An 18,093-nucleotide genomic window follows, 5' to 3' on the forward strand; every position below is an offset into this window, starting at 1 on the left:
TTAACGTTTTGCTAAATAAGTGTAATTATATATATTAAAATTTAAATATCCAAATGTATGAACTATTAATTTAATTTAAAATTCTTCATAAGTGGCCGGATCTTGGTCTTTACGTCTGCCATCTGTACGTGTTAATGCATTGATTTTCTCAATATCATTACTATCAAGATAAAAGTCAAAAACATCCATATTTTGCAGTTGTCTTGATACAGTTGTAGATTTCGGAATAGGCACAACACCATTTTGAATATGCCATTTTAATATAACTTGAGGAATGGTTTTATTATGTTTTGTAGCAATTTCGACAAGATTTTCATCATCAATAACACTAGAAGCACGACCTAATGGGCTCCATGCTTGAGTAACAATTCCTTTGGATGAGTTGTACTGAACTAATGCTTCTTGATTGAAATAAGGATGTAATTCAATTTGGTTTACTGCTGGCAGAACACCAGTTTTTTGTTGTAGCGTTTCGATATGTTCTGGTAAAAAATTACACACACCAATCGATTTTATTAAGCCCGCTTTTTGTGCTGCAATCATCGCTTGCCAAGCTTCAACATATTTACCTTGTTTAGGATTAGGCCAGTGAATTAAATATAAATCAAGATACTCAACACCTAAACGATAAATTGATTCCTGAATTGCAGTCAGTGCATCGTCGTAAGATTGATAACGTCCAGGCAATTTTGAAGTAATCATAATTTGTTCTCGTGAAACACTACTCATCTCGATTGCTTTACCAACTGTTCCTTCATTCTCATAATTATAAGCTGTATCTAACAAACGATAACCTTGTTCTAATGCATTCACAATTGCATGTGCACCATGCGCACCATTTAACTTATATGTACCAAACCCAATTTGAGGAATCACTTGTCCATCTAACATATTTAACTGTTCCATTTACATACCTCCATAACGATATATGTCTTTGATTATATAATGCATAACCATTTATGCCTAATATTTAGTCTTCATAGGGGAGAAGACTATAAACAAAAAAGCTGAGATATTAATATCTCAGCTTTAACATATGATTTCATCCATTGATGGTATTTTTCATATATGATTAATAACGCTATTTGCTATCTAATTTACCATTGAAATATGCAATACTTTTAATCTTTGTGTTGACTAATATACTTCTATATTTTTAATGGTCTTATTTATTTAATACGCCAGTTTCCTGTAAATAAGCTTCATAAGATATTTCTTTTGATAAACCACCAGTAGGATTTAAGTCAATTACTCGGTTCGCGATTGTGTTGATAAATTCAAAGTCATACGACGTGAAAATCATTGAACCTTTGAAATTTTTCAAACCATCGTTTACTGCAGTAATACTTTCTAAATCTAAGTGGTTTGTTGGTTCATCTAGTAATAGAACATTCGCACTAGATAACATCATTTTACTTAACATACAACGCACTTTTTCTCCACCAGATAAAACACTCGCTTTTTTCTTAACTTCTTCACCACTAAATAACATACGGCCTAAGAAGCCTCTTAAGAATGTTTCAGTTTGTTCATCTTCAGGCGCATATTGACGTAACCAATCAACAAGGTTCATATTTACACCTTCGAAGTATTCAGAGTTATCTTTAGGGAAGTAACTGCGTGAAGTCGTAACACCCCATTTTACAGTTCCTTCGTCTGGCGTCATTTCACCAGCTAATATTTTGAGTAATGTCGTTTTCGCAATTTCACTATCTCCAATTAAAACTGCTTTATCATTAGGGTTCATTGTAAATGAAATATTATCTAACACTTTATTACCATCTATCGTTTTTGATACATTTTCAACAAATAGTAAATCATTACCAATTTCACGTTCTGGCGTGAATTTCACATATGGGTAACGACGTGAAGAAGGTTGAATATCGTCTAGTTCAATTTTTTCTAGTTGTTTTTTACGGCTTGTTGCTTGTTTAGATTTAGATGCATTTGCAGAGAAACGAGCAACGAAATCTTGCAATTCTTTAATCTTTTCTTCTTTTTTCTTGTTTTGTTCTTGTGCCATTTTCATTGCTAATTGACTTGATTGATACCAAAAATCATAGTTACCTACGTATACTTTTATTTTTCCATAATCTAAGTCTGCAATATGTGTACATACATTATTTAAAAAGTGTCTATCATGTGATACCACAATCACTGTATTTTCAAAATTGATTAAGAAATCTTCTAACCAATTTATCGCAGGGATATCTAAACCATTGGTCGGTTCATCAAGTAGAAGTACATCAGGTTTACCAAACAAACTTTGGGCTAATAATACTTTTACTTTTTGGTTATTTTCTAATTCAGCCATTTTTTTATCTTGTAAATCTGCTGATATACCTAATCCAGATAATAAAGAACCTGCATCTGCTTCGGCATTCCAGCCGTCCATTTCAGCAAATTCACCTTCTAATTCTGCAGCTCTGATACCGTCTTCATCACTGAAATCCGGTTTCATATAAATTTCATCTTTTTCTTTCATTACTTCATATAGACGTTCATGTCCTTTAATGACAACATCAATCACACGTTCTTCTTCATATGCAAAGTGATCCTGTTTTAAGATTGCTAAACGTTCGTCTTTTCCCATAGATACATGACCTGATTGTGCATCCAACTCACCAGATAAAATCTTTAAAAATGTCGATTTCCCAGCACCATTAGCTCCAATCAAACCATAACAATTTCCTTCTGTAAATTTAATATTTACATCTTCGAATAATTTACGATCACCAAATCGTAAACTCACATCAGTAACTTGTAACATGCATTTGCTCCTTTACGTTAATCTACCGGACAAATTATAACACACTTAAGAGGGAGTTTCGACCATTCACAATGAGTTGATGCTTGTTTCTTTATGGCATGTTATAATAGATAAGAATAAATTTAAGTACGAAGGAGAACAGTATGGCCCAAGAAGAGAAAAATATTGTAGGTTCCATTGAATTTCTTGAAGTTGTTGGATTAGAAGGATCTACTTACAAGTTACAAGGACCAAACGGCGAAGAAGTTAAACTCAATCAATCAGAAGTTAATGAAGAAGATAATTTAATCATAGGCGAGGAATATAGCTTTTTCATTTATCCTAATAGATCTGGCGCATTGTTTGCTACACAAAATATGCCAGACATTACAACTAGCAAATATGATTTTGTGAAAGTTTTAAAAACCGATCGAGATGGTGCACACGTTGATGTAGGTCTTCCAAGGGAAGTTTTAATCCCGTGGATTGATTTACCAAAAGTAAAAGATGTATGGCCAATACAAGGTGATGAATTATTAGTTACTTTACGTATTGATAGCGAAAACAACATGTTTGCACGTCTAGCAACTGAAACAATTGTTGATTCAATGTACACACCAGTAAACGATGATACATTACAGAATAAAGTTATCGAAGCAAGACCATACAGAGTTTTAAGAATCGGAAGCTTCATGCTATCCAAAGATGGTCATAAAATATTCGTCCATGAGTCTGAACGTAAATCGGAACCTCGCTTAGGTGAAAAGCTAGAAGTTCGAATTATCGGGCATAATGAAAAAGGGGAACTCAACGGTTCGTTTTTACCATTTGCACATGAAAGACTTGACGAAGATGGTCAACATATATTTAATTTACTTGTAGAATATGATGGCGAATTGCCGTTTTGGGATAAATCAAACCCTGAAGCTATTAAAGAAGTATTTAATATGAGTAAAGGCGCATTTAAACGTGCGATTGGTCATTTATATAAAAACAAAATTATAACAATTGAAACTGGCAAAATCGCGTTAACTAATAAAGGGTGGAGCAGAGTTGAAGACTAGTTCTTTCTATATAAAATAGTATTTAAATATTTATAATTTTATCCTGTACTACATAAACCAACATGTAGCACAGGATTTTTTTGTTTTTATATTACAAATCATGCGCTTTTTGTAATATTCATTTTTTTACAAATGTTATCATATCAAGGTTTATTTAGAAATATAAACCATAGATCCTACCATTGTGAATTTTGTAAACAAGGTCAATAAATACTTAACAAAACATTTACATTAACTATATTTGTATTTAATAAAAGGTGTGTAGTATAGAGACTGTAAGAAATACATATAACTTTTGGGTTATTCACTTATTAGGAGGATGTTTCAATGAAAAAATGGCAATTATTTGGTACTACTGTAATCGGTGCTTCACTTTTATTAGGAGCTTGTGGCGGCGGAAATAGCGATTCTGGTAAAGGAAGTGGAGAAGTTAAAGGTGACGGTTCATCTACTGTAGGTCCAATCATTGAAAAATTAAATGAAAAATTTGCTAAAGATAATTCCGATGTAACTGTATCAAATGGTACAGCAGGAACTGGTGGTGGATTTGAAAAATTCATTTCAGGCAGCACTGATTTCTCAAATGCATCTAGACCTATAAAAGATGAAGAAAAGAAAAAACTAGATGATAAAGGCATTAAATATGATGAATTTAAAGTTGCACAAGATGGTGTAACAATTACAGTAAATAAAGAAAATGACTTTGTAGATGAACTTACGAAAGAACAATTAAGAGAAATCTACTCAGGCAAAGCAAAAACATGGAAAGACGTTAATTCAAAATGGCCTGATAAAGAAATTAAAGCATTCTCTCCTGACCAATCACACGGTACTTACGATTTCTTCTCTGAAGAAATTATGGACAAAAAAGATATCAAAGCAGAGAAAAATGCTGACACAAATACAATTGTCCAATCAGTAGAGAAAAACAAAGAAAGTGTCGGTTACTTTGGTTATAACTTCTATAAACAAAATAAAGACAAATTAAAAGAAGTTAAAATCAAGGATGAAAATGGTCAATTGACAGAACCAACTAAGAAAACAATCCAAGATGGCTCTTACGCATTAAGTAGACCACTTTATATTTACACTAACGAGAAAAAATTAAAAGATAATGAAGGATTCCAAGACTTCATGAAATTTGTTATGAAGGATAAAGGAAAATCAGCTGAAGAAGCAGGATTTGTTGCCTTACCTGAAAAAGATTACACAGAACAACAAAGTAAATTAAAAGATATCATTGGTAAAGATAGCGACAAAAAAGACAGCAAAAAAGAAGATAAATAAACATAATAGCAATTTTTAAAGTTGGGATTCAGGAAGTAGATAGACAAAACGTATTATTAAATTTATCTATCTACTTCCAAGTTCAATTCATCTAGCGTTTAACAATATAGTGAAAATCGCTATGTTGCTAAACGCTAGATGAAGAACAGTCCCAACTTTATTTTAAATATTGGGAGTCTATACGAAAGAAGGGTATTTACATGGCTAATCAGAATATTTCTGTTAGTGAAATGATTGCTAAAAATAACGGTAAGAAAAAAGGTATTAGCGATAAAATTGTACCGATCATTCTGGGAATTATTGCAATTTGCTCAATTCTAGCAACAATAGGGATTATCGTTACATTATTAACAGAAACCATTACATTTTTTACACGCGTTCCAATAACTGAATTTTTATTTTCTAAAGATTGGAATCCATTCTCATCAACACCACAATATGGCATTTGGGCATTAATTTTAGGTACGCTTAAAATTACAGTTATTGCAACAATCGTTGCTGTTCCTCTTGGTTTAGGAGCTGCTTTATATTTAAGTGAATATGCTTCTACAAAAGTGAGAAAAATAATAAAACCTATATTAGAAATCTTATCTGGAATTCCAACAATTGTTTTTGGCTTTTTCGCATTAACATTTGTTACCCCTGTCCTCCGCTCAATATTTCCTGAGTTAGGTAGTTTTAACTCAATTAGTCCTGGAATTGTCGTAGGCGTTATGATTATTCCGTTGATTTCAAGTATGAGTGAAGATGCTATGTCATCAGTACCTAACAAAATACGTGAAGGTGCACTTGGTTTAGGCGCAACAAAATTTGAAGTTGCAACAAAAGTGATATTACCAGCTGCTACTTCAGGTATTATGGCATCTATCGTATTAGCTGTCTCACGTGCAATCGGAGAAACGATGATTGTATCACTTGCTGCAGGTAGTACACCTAGTTCCTCATTAAATTTAACTGGGTCAATCCAAACTATGACAGGATATATTGTACAAGTGGCAACAGGAGATGCGACATTTGGCTCTGATATTTATTATAGTATCTATGCCGTTGGTTTTACATTATTCTTATTCACACTTGTGATGAATTTAATTTCACAATGGATTACGAAACGCTTTAGAGAGGAGTATTAATATGGCAGAAACAAATACTAAAGCACTTGTTAATCAACAAAAAGTTGAAAAAAAACTTTCCAGTAGGTTAACAACAAATAAATTTAATAAGTGGGCATTCTTTACATGTACTTTAGTAGCCTTACTTTTTCTAGCAGCTTTAATTATAGACACTCTCATTAAAGGCGCGGGCCATTTAACACCGTCATTCTTCAGTAATTTTTCATCTTCAACGCCTTCAATGGCAGGTGTGAAAGGTGGTTTAATTGGTACAATTTGGTTGATGATTACAATCATACCCATTTCAATTGTATTAGGTGTAGGTACAGCAATTTATTTAGAGGAATATGCCAAAGATAATGCATTTACAAGCTTTATTAAGGTTAGTATTTCAAACTTAGCGGGCGTGCCTTCAGTGGTTTTTGGTTTACTTGGACTCACTATTTTTGTAAGAGGTATGGGGATAGAAGCACTTGCTTTAAGTAACTCAGTACTTGCAGCAGCTTTAACCATGTCGTTACTAATCTTACCAGTCATTATAGTCGCAAGCCAGGAAGCTATTAGGTCTGTGCCAAGTTCGGTTAGAGAGGCTTCATATGGCTTAGGTGGAAACAAATGGCAAACAATACGTCGAGTTGTCTTACCAGCAGCAATTCCAGGTATACTCACAGGTTTCATTCTAGCATTATCACGTGCATTAGGCGAAACTGCACCACTCATACTAATCGGTATACCGACCGTATTATTAAGTTTACCTTCAAGTGTATTCGACCAATTCCAAGCATTACCGATGTCGATTTACAATTGGGCAAAACTTCCACAAGATGAATTCCAAAATGTTGCGTCTGCCGGTATCATTGTCTTGCTAATCATTTTACTGCTAATGAACGCAATTGCGATATTCTTGAGAAACAAATACAGTAAAAAATATTAATGTTATTTCAAAATCAAATTTAATTAATCGGTTATTTTTGGGGAAAAATTATAATTTTATAGTTTAAAAATAACCGTAAAAGGAGTTTTAATTATGGCTAAAGATACAATTAAAGAAGAAAAAACAAAAATAGCGGAACATACAAATCAAAATTCAGTACCAATTGCATCGATTGATAGAGACACAGATAACAAAGCACATAAAATTCCTGATAGTGAGAAAAAAATTGTCTATTCTACAAAAAATTTAGATTTATGGTACGGCGATAATCATGCTTTAAAAAACATAAATCTTGATATTTTAGAAAATAATGTTACTGCTATTATAGGGCCATCAGGTTGTGGTAAATCTACTTATATTAAAACATTAAATAGAATGGTAGAACTTGTACCATCTGTTAAAACAGCAGGTAAAATCATTTACCGTGATCAAAATATTTTCGATGAAAAATATTCAGTTGAAAAATTAAGAACAAATGTCGGAATGGTGTTCCAACAACCAAATCCATTTCCAAAATCAATATATGATAATATCACATACGGACCTAAAATACACGGTATCAAAAACAAAAAAATTCTTGATGAAATTGTAGAAAAATCTTTACGTGGCGCTGCAATATGGGATGAATTAAAAGACCGCTTAGATACAAACGCATATAGCTTATCAGGTGGCCAACAACAGCGTGTTTGTATTGCACGTACATTAGCAATTGAACCAGATGTTATTTTAATGGATGAACCAACATCTGCGTTAGATCCAATTTCAACGTTAAAAGTTGAAGAGCTCGTACAAGAACTAAAAGAAAAATATTCGATTATTATCGTTACACATAATATGCAACAAGCTGCGCGTGTATCTGATAAAACAGCATTTTTCCTTAACGGTTATGTAAATGAATACGACGACACTGATAAAATCTTCTCTAACCCATCTGATAAACAAACAGAAGATTATATCTCTGGTCGTTTCGGTTAATATATGGTTATTAGAGAGAAATATGAAGGCCAATTAGACGCATTAATGAAAGATTTACGTCGACTTGGCCTTCACGTATATTATAATATTGAATATGGATTAAAATCGTTAAGTGAAGAGGATAGAAATTATGCGCGGGAAACAATTGCGAATGATAAAGACATCAATGCCTTAGAAACAGAAATAAATGAAAAAGTAATTATGTTAATTACTAAACAACAGCCCATCGCTACTGATTTAAGGTTGATGATGGCTGCATTAAAAATTGCTTCTGATTTTGAAAGAATTGGTGATAATGCTGCAAATATTGCAGAAATTAGATTACGCGCTAAAATCACCGATGAATACGTGCTTACAAGATTGAACACAATGGGTAAACTTGCATTATTAATGTTAAAAGATTTAGATGATGCAGTAAAAAGAGACGATGTTACCTTGATTAAGGAAATTATTGAACGTGACGAAGATATTGATGATTTATATAAAAATATTGTTAATACAACTTATTTAATAGATAATGATCCTTTTGTTGCAGGACAAGCACATCTAGCAGCCAGACATTTGGAACGCATCGGTGACCACATCAGCAATGTTGCAGAAAGTATTTTTTACTTTGTCACAGGTGAACGTTACGAATCATATGACTAAAATATAAAAGCACGGTGTCGAGATAAGCTACATCCAGTTGTAAAACAGGGCTTGCTTATTTTATCGACATCGTGCTTTTTTAAGATATGTCTTTATTTATATTTATTAGTGTTGATGATTGTCTGCTTCAATTTCATCTGTAAGCTGCTCCAACTCATCTACCAATTTACCTATATATGTAATTGTAGATTTTAATGGCTGATCAGTGCGAATATCAATACCAGCCAATTGAGCTAATTCAGTAGGTGATTGACTGCCACCTGCTTGCAATGTTTTTAACCAATCACTCACAGCAGGTTGTCCTTCTTGCTGAATACGTTGTGACATAACTGTACCTATTGTTAAGCCAGCAGAATATGTATACGAATATAATCCCATATAATAATGTGGTTGTCTCATCCATGTAAGCTCTGAACCTTTAGTAAATTTAACACTTTCTCCAAAAAATTGAGTGTAAACATCCAACATAATTCGATTTAATAATGGCGCAGTCAGCGATTCGCCATTATCAACTTTTTTATAAACTTCGCGTTGGTACGCTGCTTCTAGTAAATGCGTTACCATATTGTGATAATATGTCCTAGAAACGATAGAACCTATAACCCAACGCTTAAATTGAGCATCGTTACTATTTTCGAATAAATAATTCGCCATTAACATCTCATTCATTGTCGATGGTGCCTCTACAAAATACATGGATGGTTCTGATTCCAAATAATTTTGATGACTTTGTGCTAACGTAAAATGGCCAGCGTGTCCTAACTCATGTGCTAATACAAATGTCTCAGTCATATTACCAGTCCAAGAAATAAATATATACGAATGTGTAGCATATGGACTTGCACAATACGCACCAGTATCTTTACCTTTGTTCTGAGCAAAATCTATCCATCTATCTTGATAAGCTGTTTCAACCATATTCAAATAATTTTCACCTAATACATTTAATGCGCCATAAATATATTTTTTAGAATCTTCAATAGAGATATCTGGTTCGTAATTAGGATCTATAGATATCTTTAAATCTTCAAAATGCATGACTTCTAAGCCATGAACACGTTTAATCAATTTCGCATATTTTTGCATAATAGGCGCTAAATTGCTCATAATAACATCAATTTGACGGTCAAACATATCTCGAGTAATTTCTTGATCTTGTAATAGGTAATCAATTACAGAATCATAACCACGTAAATCTGCTTCAATTTTTTCTTGTTGTACTTGCATATTATATGTAGCAGCAGTTGTATGTTGATACTTATTTAATGCATCGCTAAAATTTTTGAAACTAATCCTTCTAAATGCTTCTTCTGGATGATCTTCATATTCATTTTCAAAGGTAGCATAATCTAAAGGATATGTTTTACCGTTATATTCAAACGAATCAAAATCTATATCTAACATCTTCGTTATACCATATAGTTCAAAAGGACGTTCAAACACTGATGATAAACTTGCTAATGTTTTTTCAACTTCAGGACTAAGTTGATACGGTTTACTTTCTTTTAATTTTTTTAAATAATGTGGGTATTTAGATGTTGAAATAAAATGATTGAATACCTCATCAGAAAGTTCCAATATTTCTGATTCAACAAATGATAGTTCACTCGCAATTTTTCCATAAGTATTTGAAAATTTAGCACTTAATGTTTGTGCTTGTTCATTCGCCGTATCAACACTTAATCTCAATTCTGCATAATTTGCCATTTTATCTAATTGGACCAAGATATCAGAATATACAGCTAATGCCTTTTCAATAATAGTAGGATTATCCAATTGATGAACATAATTTTCATTAAATGTTTTTGCAGCTGCTGTGGTGTTATCTAAAGTTTGATAAAATGCTTCATCTGATGAAAATAGAGCTGAAATATCCCAAGTTGTTTCAGCTGAAACTTCATTTCTAAGTGGTAAAGTATCTGCCATTTAATCACTCCTAATCATGTATAATAATTTCATGTTTAATTATACATGAAATTACCTGGTAAGATACAATTGTGCGTTTATAGACCAAACCAGCGTAAGAAAACAAGTTATCTAATTGTATAAAGAATGTTAATTTGACGTGATTAATGCAATATTTTAATATGTTATTATACTACTCAAGATGGATATGATATATAATTTCATTTAGTATAATTGTTATAATGACAAATTTGTCGATTTTTATAAGGAGCGCTATAAATGACTATTTTTGATTTACCTAATTTTTTATGGATTACAGTAGTGGCTGTTATAGTAGTTACATTATTTTGTACACTTGTTTTAAATAAATGGTTTGCAGCTGCAATTTTAACATTTGTTATATTAGCTATTGCTGCATTCTTAATACCTAATTTTGAAAATATTACTTACGAGCCTTTATTAGGTTTTGCTGCATTTATGGCGGTATTAAGCTTAATCATGAGCTTTTTAATTTGGTACTCTACGCGTGACTTCAGACGTAAACGTCGAGAAAAAAAGGCATTAAAAGTAATGAAAAAACGTGGTATCTCGCCTGAAGAGGAAGCACATGAATTTAAAAGAAGAAAATAATTGTTAAAAAAAGTAGCATCGGAATAAAAATACAAAGCTCATTGTTTCATCTACCAATATTGAAAGTCCCCAGACACATTTTGTCTCAGGGACTTTTTATTTTTATTATACTGCTAAAAATAATACAAAATTTATTATTGACCCTAACGTTCCGTTAAGCATTATAGTCATTTTATGAGGAGGTAAGAAAAATGCAAATGACGGTTAAACAAATAGCCAATTTAGTAGGTATTAGTGTGCGTACGTTACATTACTATGATGAAATTAATTTATTAAATCCAACGAAACTGTCCAAATCAGGATATCGGCTATATTCAGAAACAGACCTAGATAAGTTACAGCAAATTTTATTTTTTAGAGAACTCGACTTTTCTCTTAAAAAAATAAAATCAATCATTGATAGCCCGTCTTTCGATAGACAAGAAGCTTTAAAAATACACAAGCAATTACTTATTGAAAGACAAAATCGTACTGATCAAATGATTCAAACAATCAATCAAACATTACGTCATATGAGAGGAGAAATAGCAATGACCAATGAAGAAAAATTCGAAGGCTTTAATTTTGATAATTTATCTAAAAGCTATGATGGAGAAGCACGTAAAAAGTGGGGCGATAGCACTATAATAAAAGCTAACCAACATATTAACTCATGGTCAGACAAAGAAAAAATTCTAAAAACAAATGAAATGAATGATATCTTTTCAACTTTCGCCAATTTAAAAAGTCGGCCACCAGAATCTGTTGAGGTCCAGTCAAACGTACAAAAATGGTATGATTATTTAAATTCAAACTTAAATTTTAATTACACATTAGATATTTTTGAGTGTTTAGGTGAAATGTATGTCGAAGACGAACGATTCAAAGTAAATATTGATAAATTTGGAACAGGCACTGCTCAATTCATTAAAGACTCAATAGATGTTTATGTAAAAAACAAAGAATAATGATATGCCTTTATTAAATCAAAAAAATTACGATTTGATAAAGGTATATATTTTATGTAAATTTATCAGATATATTTTCAGCATCAATGATTAAAGCTGTAGAGTTCATATAATGATTAATAGATTATAGTAAATACTTAATAGATTAATACGTATCGTTACATACTTAATAGATTAATACGTATCGTTACATACTTAAGATACAATGCAAATAATTATATATAAAGAATACATAGTGACTTAATAATTACAGTTATTAAAGTAGTTAAAGAATAATCTAATTTAAACTGCAAGTAAAATAGGAAATTGGTTATTCAAAAAAGCAAACGAAAATAAAATTGAACAGACGTAAATAACATAAAGATTATATGATAGGTCCCTTATATCAAAATATACATAACTTCCTATAATATATATTATGTAAACTAAAATGTTGATTTATATATGTATGCTGATTTATCTATTAATTTATAAAAGTTTAAAATTCATCGTATGATAAATCCTTAATTAATTTAACCAAAACTTAAGCTACACATACAAAATTAACTTAAGACTGACAATCACATCTTATTGCATTCATGTGACCATCACTATATGGATTCTACTTTTTCTTAACCATACTCAACGTGTATTTACAGTAATCTAGCTGACAATCACATTATCATAAATTGATTTTCTTCTCATTTGCAATCATGTTTACATAGATACACAAAAGCAAAGTTCAACGTTCAGAAATCACTTTCTCAGCGTTTCAAATGAGATAGTTCCTTTAAAAAGTAATTATAGTTTCTATTAATTATAAGAGTGTTGCTATCAGATAATATTTATAACAATCCTTACTTAACTTATGGTTTAAAAATAATCATATATAAACAAAGGTTTACATAACATAAATAACGTTAACTAAACATTTATGTTACTATATCATAAAAAAATCAATAGTGTGGAGATAAAAAGTAAAATCTCAACACTATTGATCAAAAAATTTATTTTAATTATCTTTGTATAAATAATCTCTTGTCATTGGCAGTTCGTTATTGACGCCTTTTGTGATTAAAAACTGGTGCAAATCGGAAACACCACATGTGAAGTTTGCTGCACATGCATTTAAATACAAACGCCACATTCTTATAAACCTCTCATCAAATTGTTCTCGTACTTTACCTATATTTGCTTCAAAATTTTCTGCCCAGTTGCGTAAAGTTAAAGTGTAATGCCTTCTTAAACTTTCTACATCTACAATTTTTAAGTTATTTTGTGACATATTGTCAACTAACGCTCTTATAGAAGGAATTGCACCTCCGGGAAAAATATATTTAGTGAGAAAGTCGTTACCTTCTACTTCTACAAGTCCAGTAATACAATGCAATAAGGCCACACCGCCATCTTTCAATAACTTATGGGTATTTTCCATGAATATAGGAATATGATCATGTCCAACATGTTCTAACATACCTACGCTTACAATGCGATCAAAAGTTCTCTTTTCATTAATGAGTTCTCTATAATCCATTAACTTAACATCCACTTGACCGATCAAACCTTCAGCTTTAATGCGCTCTTTTGTTTTAATATATTGTTCTTCACTTAATGTAATACCTAACGTTTGGACATTATATTGTTTTGCAGCTTCAATAATAAGATGTCCCCACCCAGATCCAATATCTAATAAGCTTTGTCCAGACTGTAAATTTAGCTTTTTTAATATATGGTTAATCTTGTTAACTTGAGCTGTATATAACGAATCTTCTTTCGTTTTAAAATATGCACAAGAATAATTCATCGTTTTATCTAACCATAAGCGATAAAAATCGTTGCCTAAATCATAATGAAATGAAGCATTTTCTTTAGCAATTTTTTTATTGTTTTTATGTTTTTTACGAGATTGTACATATTTTTTCTTAGGTTTATTAATAAAACTTTTTTGTTGTGAAAAGATGGACGCCATAATAAATTCTAAATCACCACTGACTTCAATATTCTTATCCATATAGCCTTCTGCTAATGCAATCATCGGATTTGCTTTTAACAGTTTTTTATTTAACGGTCTATTGAAAGTTAAATGAAATTTAGCAATTCCGTCATTATAATGTACGGTTGAACCATCCCAAAATGTTACACTAAACGGCTCAGTTGCTAAATTTTTTAATAGTTTTTTATAAATTGATTTTTGAATCGAAATTCCCACTGATCATACACTCCTAAAACGAATACTTAATTTTCAAACCCTACATATTATAGATTGGACCTAAATATTTATTAAATCAAACAAAACAGGTTACTTTGTTATTTATTTTTGTTAACATAATAATATTATTATTTACTAAAGTGTTGAATACTTTCATTTTGGGTATATATTATTGAGATTGGAGTGAAAAACATGCAACAAAAATCAGGTATTAAATGGTCCAGTTTATTAATAGGTGTTTTCTTCTTGATTATAGGCGTTTTTATCATTAGTTTTCCTGAAGAAAATTTATTTGCCATTACTTGGTTAATAGGTATTTTATTTATAATTAATGGCTTCATTGAAATTTTTGTAAGGCGTATTATGAAACAAGCCACGCAAAATGGTTCGAATTCACTTATTATCTTAGGTATTATCAACATCATTATTGGTATACTGATATTATTTAATGTAGTAACAAGTACAACATTTATTGTTTATTTATTTGCCATATGGTTTATTATTAATGCACTTTTGAATATGTTTACGATTACGGCAGCAGAAGGTGCAAACAAACGATTTCATATGGTATCTATTATATTAAACATTATAGAAATTATATTTGGTGTCATTTTATTGTTTAATCCATTGATAGCTGCTGTTGTTATCGCTGTATTTATGAGTGCAGTTTTCTTTATTATTGGAATAACTTATCTCATAGACGCTTTACGTTAACTGTTTTCAAAAAAGTATTCTTAATATATTAGAAATATTTCTTAAACCTAACATTTTTGAATAATATTATTTATTAATTTACTATCTTGTTTATATAATAAAATGATATTGCACTTCTGATTAGTGAGATATATACTAAAAATGTGGAAAACAACCAGAAGTGACATCGCATGATAATCCACGCAAATGGAGTAAGACGAAATCTAATTTTATTAAATAGATTTCGTCTTACGTAAAATGAGGTTGGGAGAATCCATTATATCTCAGCCTCTTTTGAACATAAGAAAGCATACTGGCTTAGGGCTTATATACCAGTATGCTTTCTTTTTATTTTTTAATTTTTTTTCTAATATTGTTAAGCGTATTGAATAACTTATACTTCGTTTTTTTGATTGGTTTATAAAAATCACCAATTAATTCTTCGATTTGTACGCCGAAACCTCGTTTAAATCGATAAACACCATAGTCTTCACTATTTTCAGTGAAGTCACCAGATAAGCCATAGAAATTATAACGACCATATCCATGATCAAAACAATAATTAATCATAAACCAATGCATCATATAAGGTCCCATGTATTGATTGTATTTTTCAGATGACCCACCTGAGAAATAATTCACTTCATACGCATTAGCAAAATATACGCCTGCTGCAAGATTCAAGATAGAGCCATCTGTTTGTCTTAATTCACTCGCATGTAATAATTCTTTTTTATCATGTTCAATTTGTTTATCGATTTCAGCAATTTTTTTCAATTGCTTATCAGATTTATTTTCATTTTGCATCATTTGATCTCTACGCGCTTCTTTTTCATTAATACTTTCTTGCGTATTCGTAATATATTCATCTAAATCAATATAAGCTAGAGGAATTAAAGCTTTATCCCCATAATTATCTATGAAATTATAGAAATATTCATCAGTTTTTGATACAAAACCAGCTCGTTTTTCAGTTTCACGATAGAGTGATAAAAAGATGTCAAATTCATCTCTTTCTAAAAACCTTACTTTCACGCCAAAATTAATCGCTTTATTAATATTTCGTTTTCTTTGGCTATCAAATTGTTTTTTTAATGATGCTGGTGATTTACCATCTAAATTAAGTACACCCATCCATCTAACTTGACTTGATGTATCATATTCTGTTGTAAAACCATGATGCGTATATCCATGTGATTTAAATAAATTAACAAGCGCATCATTTTCTTGATAATCAGGCATTGGATTAATATCTTTATCATAAATTTGGTATATCCAATAAGGATCCATTTTCACATATAAACAATTTTGTTTTTGAAGGTAAGTATCTAATTCACGTAAATAGAAATCAACTAAACCTAAATCATTATAATCCATGACTGGACCACGGTTTGAATAATATACATAGCTACCCATAGTTGGGATTTTAGAGAAAAGACTAGCTGCGATAACTTGATTATCATCATCTTTTAAGCCTAATAAAACAACTTGAAAACCATCTTCTTCTCTAGTAGCTATATTTTCCTTTACTTGAAAGTAATGACTCTCTAAAGCTGGATTTTGTACAAAATTGTCATATTCTTTGACAGTTAACTCTGTAAATTTCATTATAGCTAGTTCCTTTCTAAATATAATACGTATTACTACTTTTTATCTTTTAATCCCTTTAACATTGTATAAATTTTGTACATTGGTTTATTTATTGGTTTTATAAAATCACCAACATATTCAACTACATCAGCGTTAAAGCCTTTTTTAAATTTAACAACACCTGCATCTTCTGCATCTTCTGAAAAATCACCACTAATGCCATAGAAATTATATCTATCAATATTATTATCAATTGCATAATTTATCATTTTCCATTGTATTGCATAGCTTCCTGCAAAATGTCTAAATTCGTTAGATGTTCCTCCAGCGTAATACACTACTTCGTACGGATTAACAATAAAGAATGCTGCTGAAATTGGTAATTCATTACCGTGTTGTTCTTGTAATGACTTAGCTTCATCAATTTTTTGCTGATTTGCAATAAGTTGTTTTTCTAAATTTTCTTTTTTGTTATATGCTTTTTTATTTTCAGGACGTTTTTCTATATCTTTAAGCGCTTTGTTGATATCTTTACTTAACACTTCACGCTCTGACTTGAGTTCATCGATATATGCTTCAAAATCCATATAAGCTAATGGCACCAATACACGATTCTTATAATACTTTAACCTATTGTAATAAAAACTATCTTCTCTATCATCGAAATCTTTAGATTCTGAAGTATCTTCCATAAACGAACGGAAAATAGGTAATTCATCTTCGTCTAAGAATCTGACCTTCACGCCATTTTTTTGAACTTTTTTCGTATTACGTTTACGTAAACTATCCATATCATTTAATACATCTTTTGCTGTCTTATCTTTTAAGTCTAATACAGAATGGAATCTTATTTGAATAATTGGATCAAAACCAGTTAAAAACCCTTGATGTTTATAACCAAGTTGTTTCATTTTATCGAAAATCCAATCATGACCTGCATTTTCTAATACTTCTCCATCGTGATTTCGATATTGATATGCTAAGTATGGATCTACTCTTAAATATAATGCATTATGTTTTTTTACATATTTAGCTAATTCATTGAAAAAATAATGGACGAGTTCTTTATTTTCGAAATCAATCACTGGACCACGATTTGTATAAAAATATTTAAATATTTTCATAACTGGTACAGCCGTTAATAAACATGCTGCTATAACTTCATTTTCATTATTTTTAACGCCTACTAAATGTGTTTCTGTGCCTTCTGCAATTTTTAACTCATAATTCCCTACCATCTGTGTGAAATGACTGTTGGGCATGTGATCAACAAATGCACCAAACTCTTTTGCAGTTAAATTCGTAAATTTCATTTTATATACTCCTATTTGTCTATAGTACTTTATTTCGAGTTTAAACTTTAATCTTAATTAT

The 18,093-nt window shown here is 30.8% G+C and carries 15 protein-coding genes; 9 read left to right on the forward strand and 6 right to left on the reverse strand.

Translation table 11 applies throughout. From position 1 onward, the window contains the following. Window positions 1-75: 75 nt before the first annotated feature. Window positions 76-906, reverse strand: a complete 831-nt coding sequence (locus KA926_RS11595; protein WP_210144448.1) for an aldo/keto reductase — start codon at window positions 904-906, stop codon at window positions 76-78. 259 nt (window positions 907-1,165) lie between these two features. Continuing rightward, window positions 1,166-2,770, reverse strand: coding sequence for an ABC-F family ATP-binding cassette domain-containing protein (locus tag KA926_RS11600; protein WP_210144450.1), 1,605 nt, complete (start codon window positions 2,768-2,770; stop codon window positions 1,166-1,168). A gap of 143 nt (window positions 2,771-2,913) precedes the next feature. On the opposite strand from KA926_RS11600, the gene KA926_RS11605 reads away from it, so the two are divergent. The 6 genes from KA926_RS11605 to phoU all read left to right on the forward strand — a co-directional run bounded on the left by KA926_RS11605 (window position 2,914) and on the right by phoU (window position 8,766). Then, window positions 2,914-3,813 (forward strand): CvfB family protein, encoded by a 900-nt coding sequence (locus tag KA926_RS11605; RefSeq protein WP_107383939.1) that lies wholly within the window; start codon window positions 2,914-2,916, stop codon window positions 3,811-3,813. A 327-nt stretch (window positions 3,814-4,140) separates the two neighbouring features. Continuing rightward, entirely contained in the window at window positions 4,141-5,100 is a 960-nt protein-coding gene (locus tag KA926_RS11610) for a PstS family phosphate ABC transporter substrate-binding protein (protein WP_210144452.1), read from the forward strand. A 200-nt stretch (window positions 5,101-5,300) separates the two neighbouring features. After that, window positions 5,301-6,230 (forward strand): phosphate ABC transporter permease subunit PstC, encoded by a 930-nt coding sequence (gene pstC / locus KA926_RS11615; RefSeq protein ID WP_210144454.1) that lies wholly within the window; start codon window positions 5,301-5,303, stop codon window positions 6,228-6,230. Window position 6,231: 1 nt separating this feature from the next. Continuing rightward, entirely contained in the window at window positions 6,232-7,143 is a 912-nt protein-coding gene (gene pstA / locus KA926_RS11620; protein WP_210144456.1) for a phosphate ABC transporter permease PstA, read from the forward strand. Between the two features lie 93 nt (window positions 7,144-7,236). Further along, window positions 7,237-8,118 (forward strand): phosphate ABC transporter ATP-binding protein PstB, encoded by an 882-nt coding sequence (gene pstB, locus KA926_RS11625; protein ID WP_210144459.1) that lies wholly within the window; start codon window positions 7,237-7,239, stop codon window positions 8,116-8,118. Window positions 8,119-8,121: 3 nt separating this feature from the next. Next, complete coding sequence (gene phoU / locus KA926_RS11630; RefSeq protein ID WP_019468770.1) at window positions 8,122-8,766, forward strand: phosphate signaling complex protein PhoU; 645 nt, start codon at window positions 8,122-8,124, stop codon at window positions 8,764-8,766. A 105-nt stretch (window positions 8,767-8,871) separates the two neighbouring features. On the opposite strand, the gene pepF is transcribed toward phoU, so the two are convergent. Next, a complete protein-coding gene (pepF, locus tag KA926_RS11635) occupies window positions 8,872-10,692 on the reverse strand; it encodes an oligoendopeptidase F (RefSeq protein ID WP_210144461.1) in 1,821 nt (606 codons plus the stop codon). Between the two features lie 258 nt (window positions 10,693-10,950). Here pepF and KA926_RS11640 point away from each other — a divergent pair, with 258 nt between their 5' ends. After that, complete coding sequence (locus KA926_RS11640; protein WP_210144463.1) at window positions 10,951-11,301, forward strand: hypothetical protein; 351 nt, start codon at window positions 10,951-10,953, stop codon at window positions 11,299-11,301. A 191-nt stretch (window positions 11,302-11,492) separates the two neighbouring features. Beyond that, window positions 11,493-12,248 (forward strand): MerR family transcriptional regulator, encoded by a 756-nt coding sequence (locus KA926_RS11645; RefSeq protein WP_210144465.1) that lies wholly within the window; start codon window positions 11,493-11,495, stop codon window positions 12,246-12,248. 991 nt (window positions 12,249-13,239) lie between these two features. Here the strand turns inward: KA926_RS11645 and KA926_RS11650 are convergent. Continuing rightward, window positions 13,240-14,436, reverse strand: coding sequence for a class I SAM-dependent methyltransferase (locus KA926_RS11650; protein WP_348634180.1), 1,197 nt, complete (start codon window positions 14,434-14,436; stop codon window positions 13,240-13,242). Between the two features lie 192 nt (window positions 14,437-14,628). On the opposite strand from KA926_RS11650, the gene KA926_RS11655 reads away from it, so the two are divergent. Next, window positions 14,629-15,150: a DUF308 domain-containing protein gene (locus KA926_RS11655; protein ID WP_210144467.1), complete on the forward strand. Its 522-nt coding sequence runs from the start codon at window positions 14,629-14,631 to the stop codon at window positions 15,148-15,150. Between the two features lie 327 nt (window positions 15,151-15,477). Here KA926_RS11655 and KA926_RS11660 read toward each other — a convergent pair whose 3' ends face one another. Together KA926_RS11660 and KA926_RS11665 are read right to left on the reverse strand one after the other, a co-directional pair. Further along, window positions 15,478-16,737 carry an aminoacyltransferase gene (locus tag KA926_RS11660; protein ID WP_107385324.1) on the reverse strand — a complete coding sequence of 420 codons (1,260 nt, stop codon included), beginning with the start codon at window positions 16,735-16,737 and terminating at the stop codon, window positions 15,478-15,480. A 35-nt stretch (window positions 16,738-16,772) separates the two neighbouring features. Further along, window positions 16,773-18,032, reverse strand: coding sequence for an aminoacyltransferase (locus tag KA926_RS11665; protein ID WP_210144469.1), 1,260 nt, complete (start codon window positions 18,030-18,032; stop codon window positions 16,773-16,775). Window positions 18,033-18,093: the final 61 nt, after the last annotated feature.

It is taken from the genome of Staphylococcus sp. GDY8P94P (assembly GCF_017892255.1).
Lineage (GTDB): Bacteria > Bacillota > Bacilli > Staphylococcales > Staphylococcaceae > Staphylococcus > Staphylococcus cohnii.

Coding starts and splice junctions, on each gene's coding strand:
- KA926_RS11595 (WP_210144448.1), bottom strand. CDS start 906: ATGGAACAGTTAAATATGTTAGATGGACAAGTGATTCCTCAAATTGGG.
- KA926_RS11600 (WP_210144450.1), bottom strand. CDS start 2,770: ATGTTACAAGTTACTGATGTGAGTTTACGATTTGGTGATCGTAAATTA.
- KA926_RS11605 (WP_107383939.1), top strand. CDS start 2,914: ATGGCCCAAGAAGAGAAAAATATTGTAGGTTCCATTGAATTTCTTGAA.
- KA926_RS11610 (WP_210144452.1), top strand. CDS start 4,141: ATGAAAAAATGGCAATTATTTGGTACTACTGTAATCGGTGCTTCACTT.
- pstC (WP_210144454.1), top strand. CDS start 5,301: ATGGCTAATCAGAATATTTCTGTTAGTGAAATGATTGCTAAAAATAAC.
- pstA (WP_210144456.1), top strand. CDS start 6,232: ATGGCAGAAACAAATACTAAAGCACTTGTTAATCAACAAAAAGTTGAA.
- pstB (WP_210144459.1), top strand. CDS start 7,237: ATGGCTAAAGATACAATTAAAGAAGAAAAAACAAAAATAGCGGAACAT.
- phoU (WP_019468770.1), top strand. CDS start 8,122: ATGGTTATTAGAGAGAAATATGAAGGCCAATTAGACGCATTAATGAAA.
- pepF (WP_210144461.1), bottom strand. CDS start 10,692: ATGGCAGATACTTTACCACTTAGAAATGAAGTTTCAGCTGAAACAACT.
- KA926_RS11640 (WP_210144463.1), top strand. CDS start 10,951: ATGACTATTTTTGATTTACCTAATTTTTTATGGATTACAGTAGTGGCT.
- KA926_RS11645 (WP_210144465.1), top strand. CDS start 11,493: ATGCAAATGACGGTTAAACAAATAGCCAATTTAGTAGGTATTAGTGTG.
- KA926_RS11655 (WP_210144467.1), top strand. CDS start 14,629: ATGCAACAAAAATCAGGTATTAAATGGTCCAGTTTATTAATAGGTGTT.
- KA926_RS11660 (WP_107385324.1), bottom strand. CDS start 16,737: ATGAAATTTACAGAGTTAACTGTCAAAGAATATGACAATTTTGTACAA.
- KA926_RS11665 (WP_210144469.1), bottom strand. CDS start 18,032: ATGAAATTTACGAATTTAACTGCAAAAGAGTTTGGTGCATTTGTTGAT.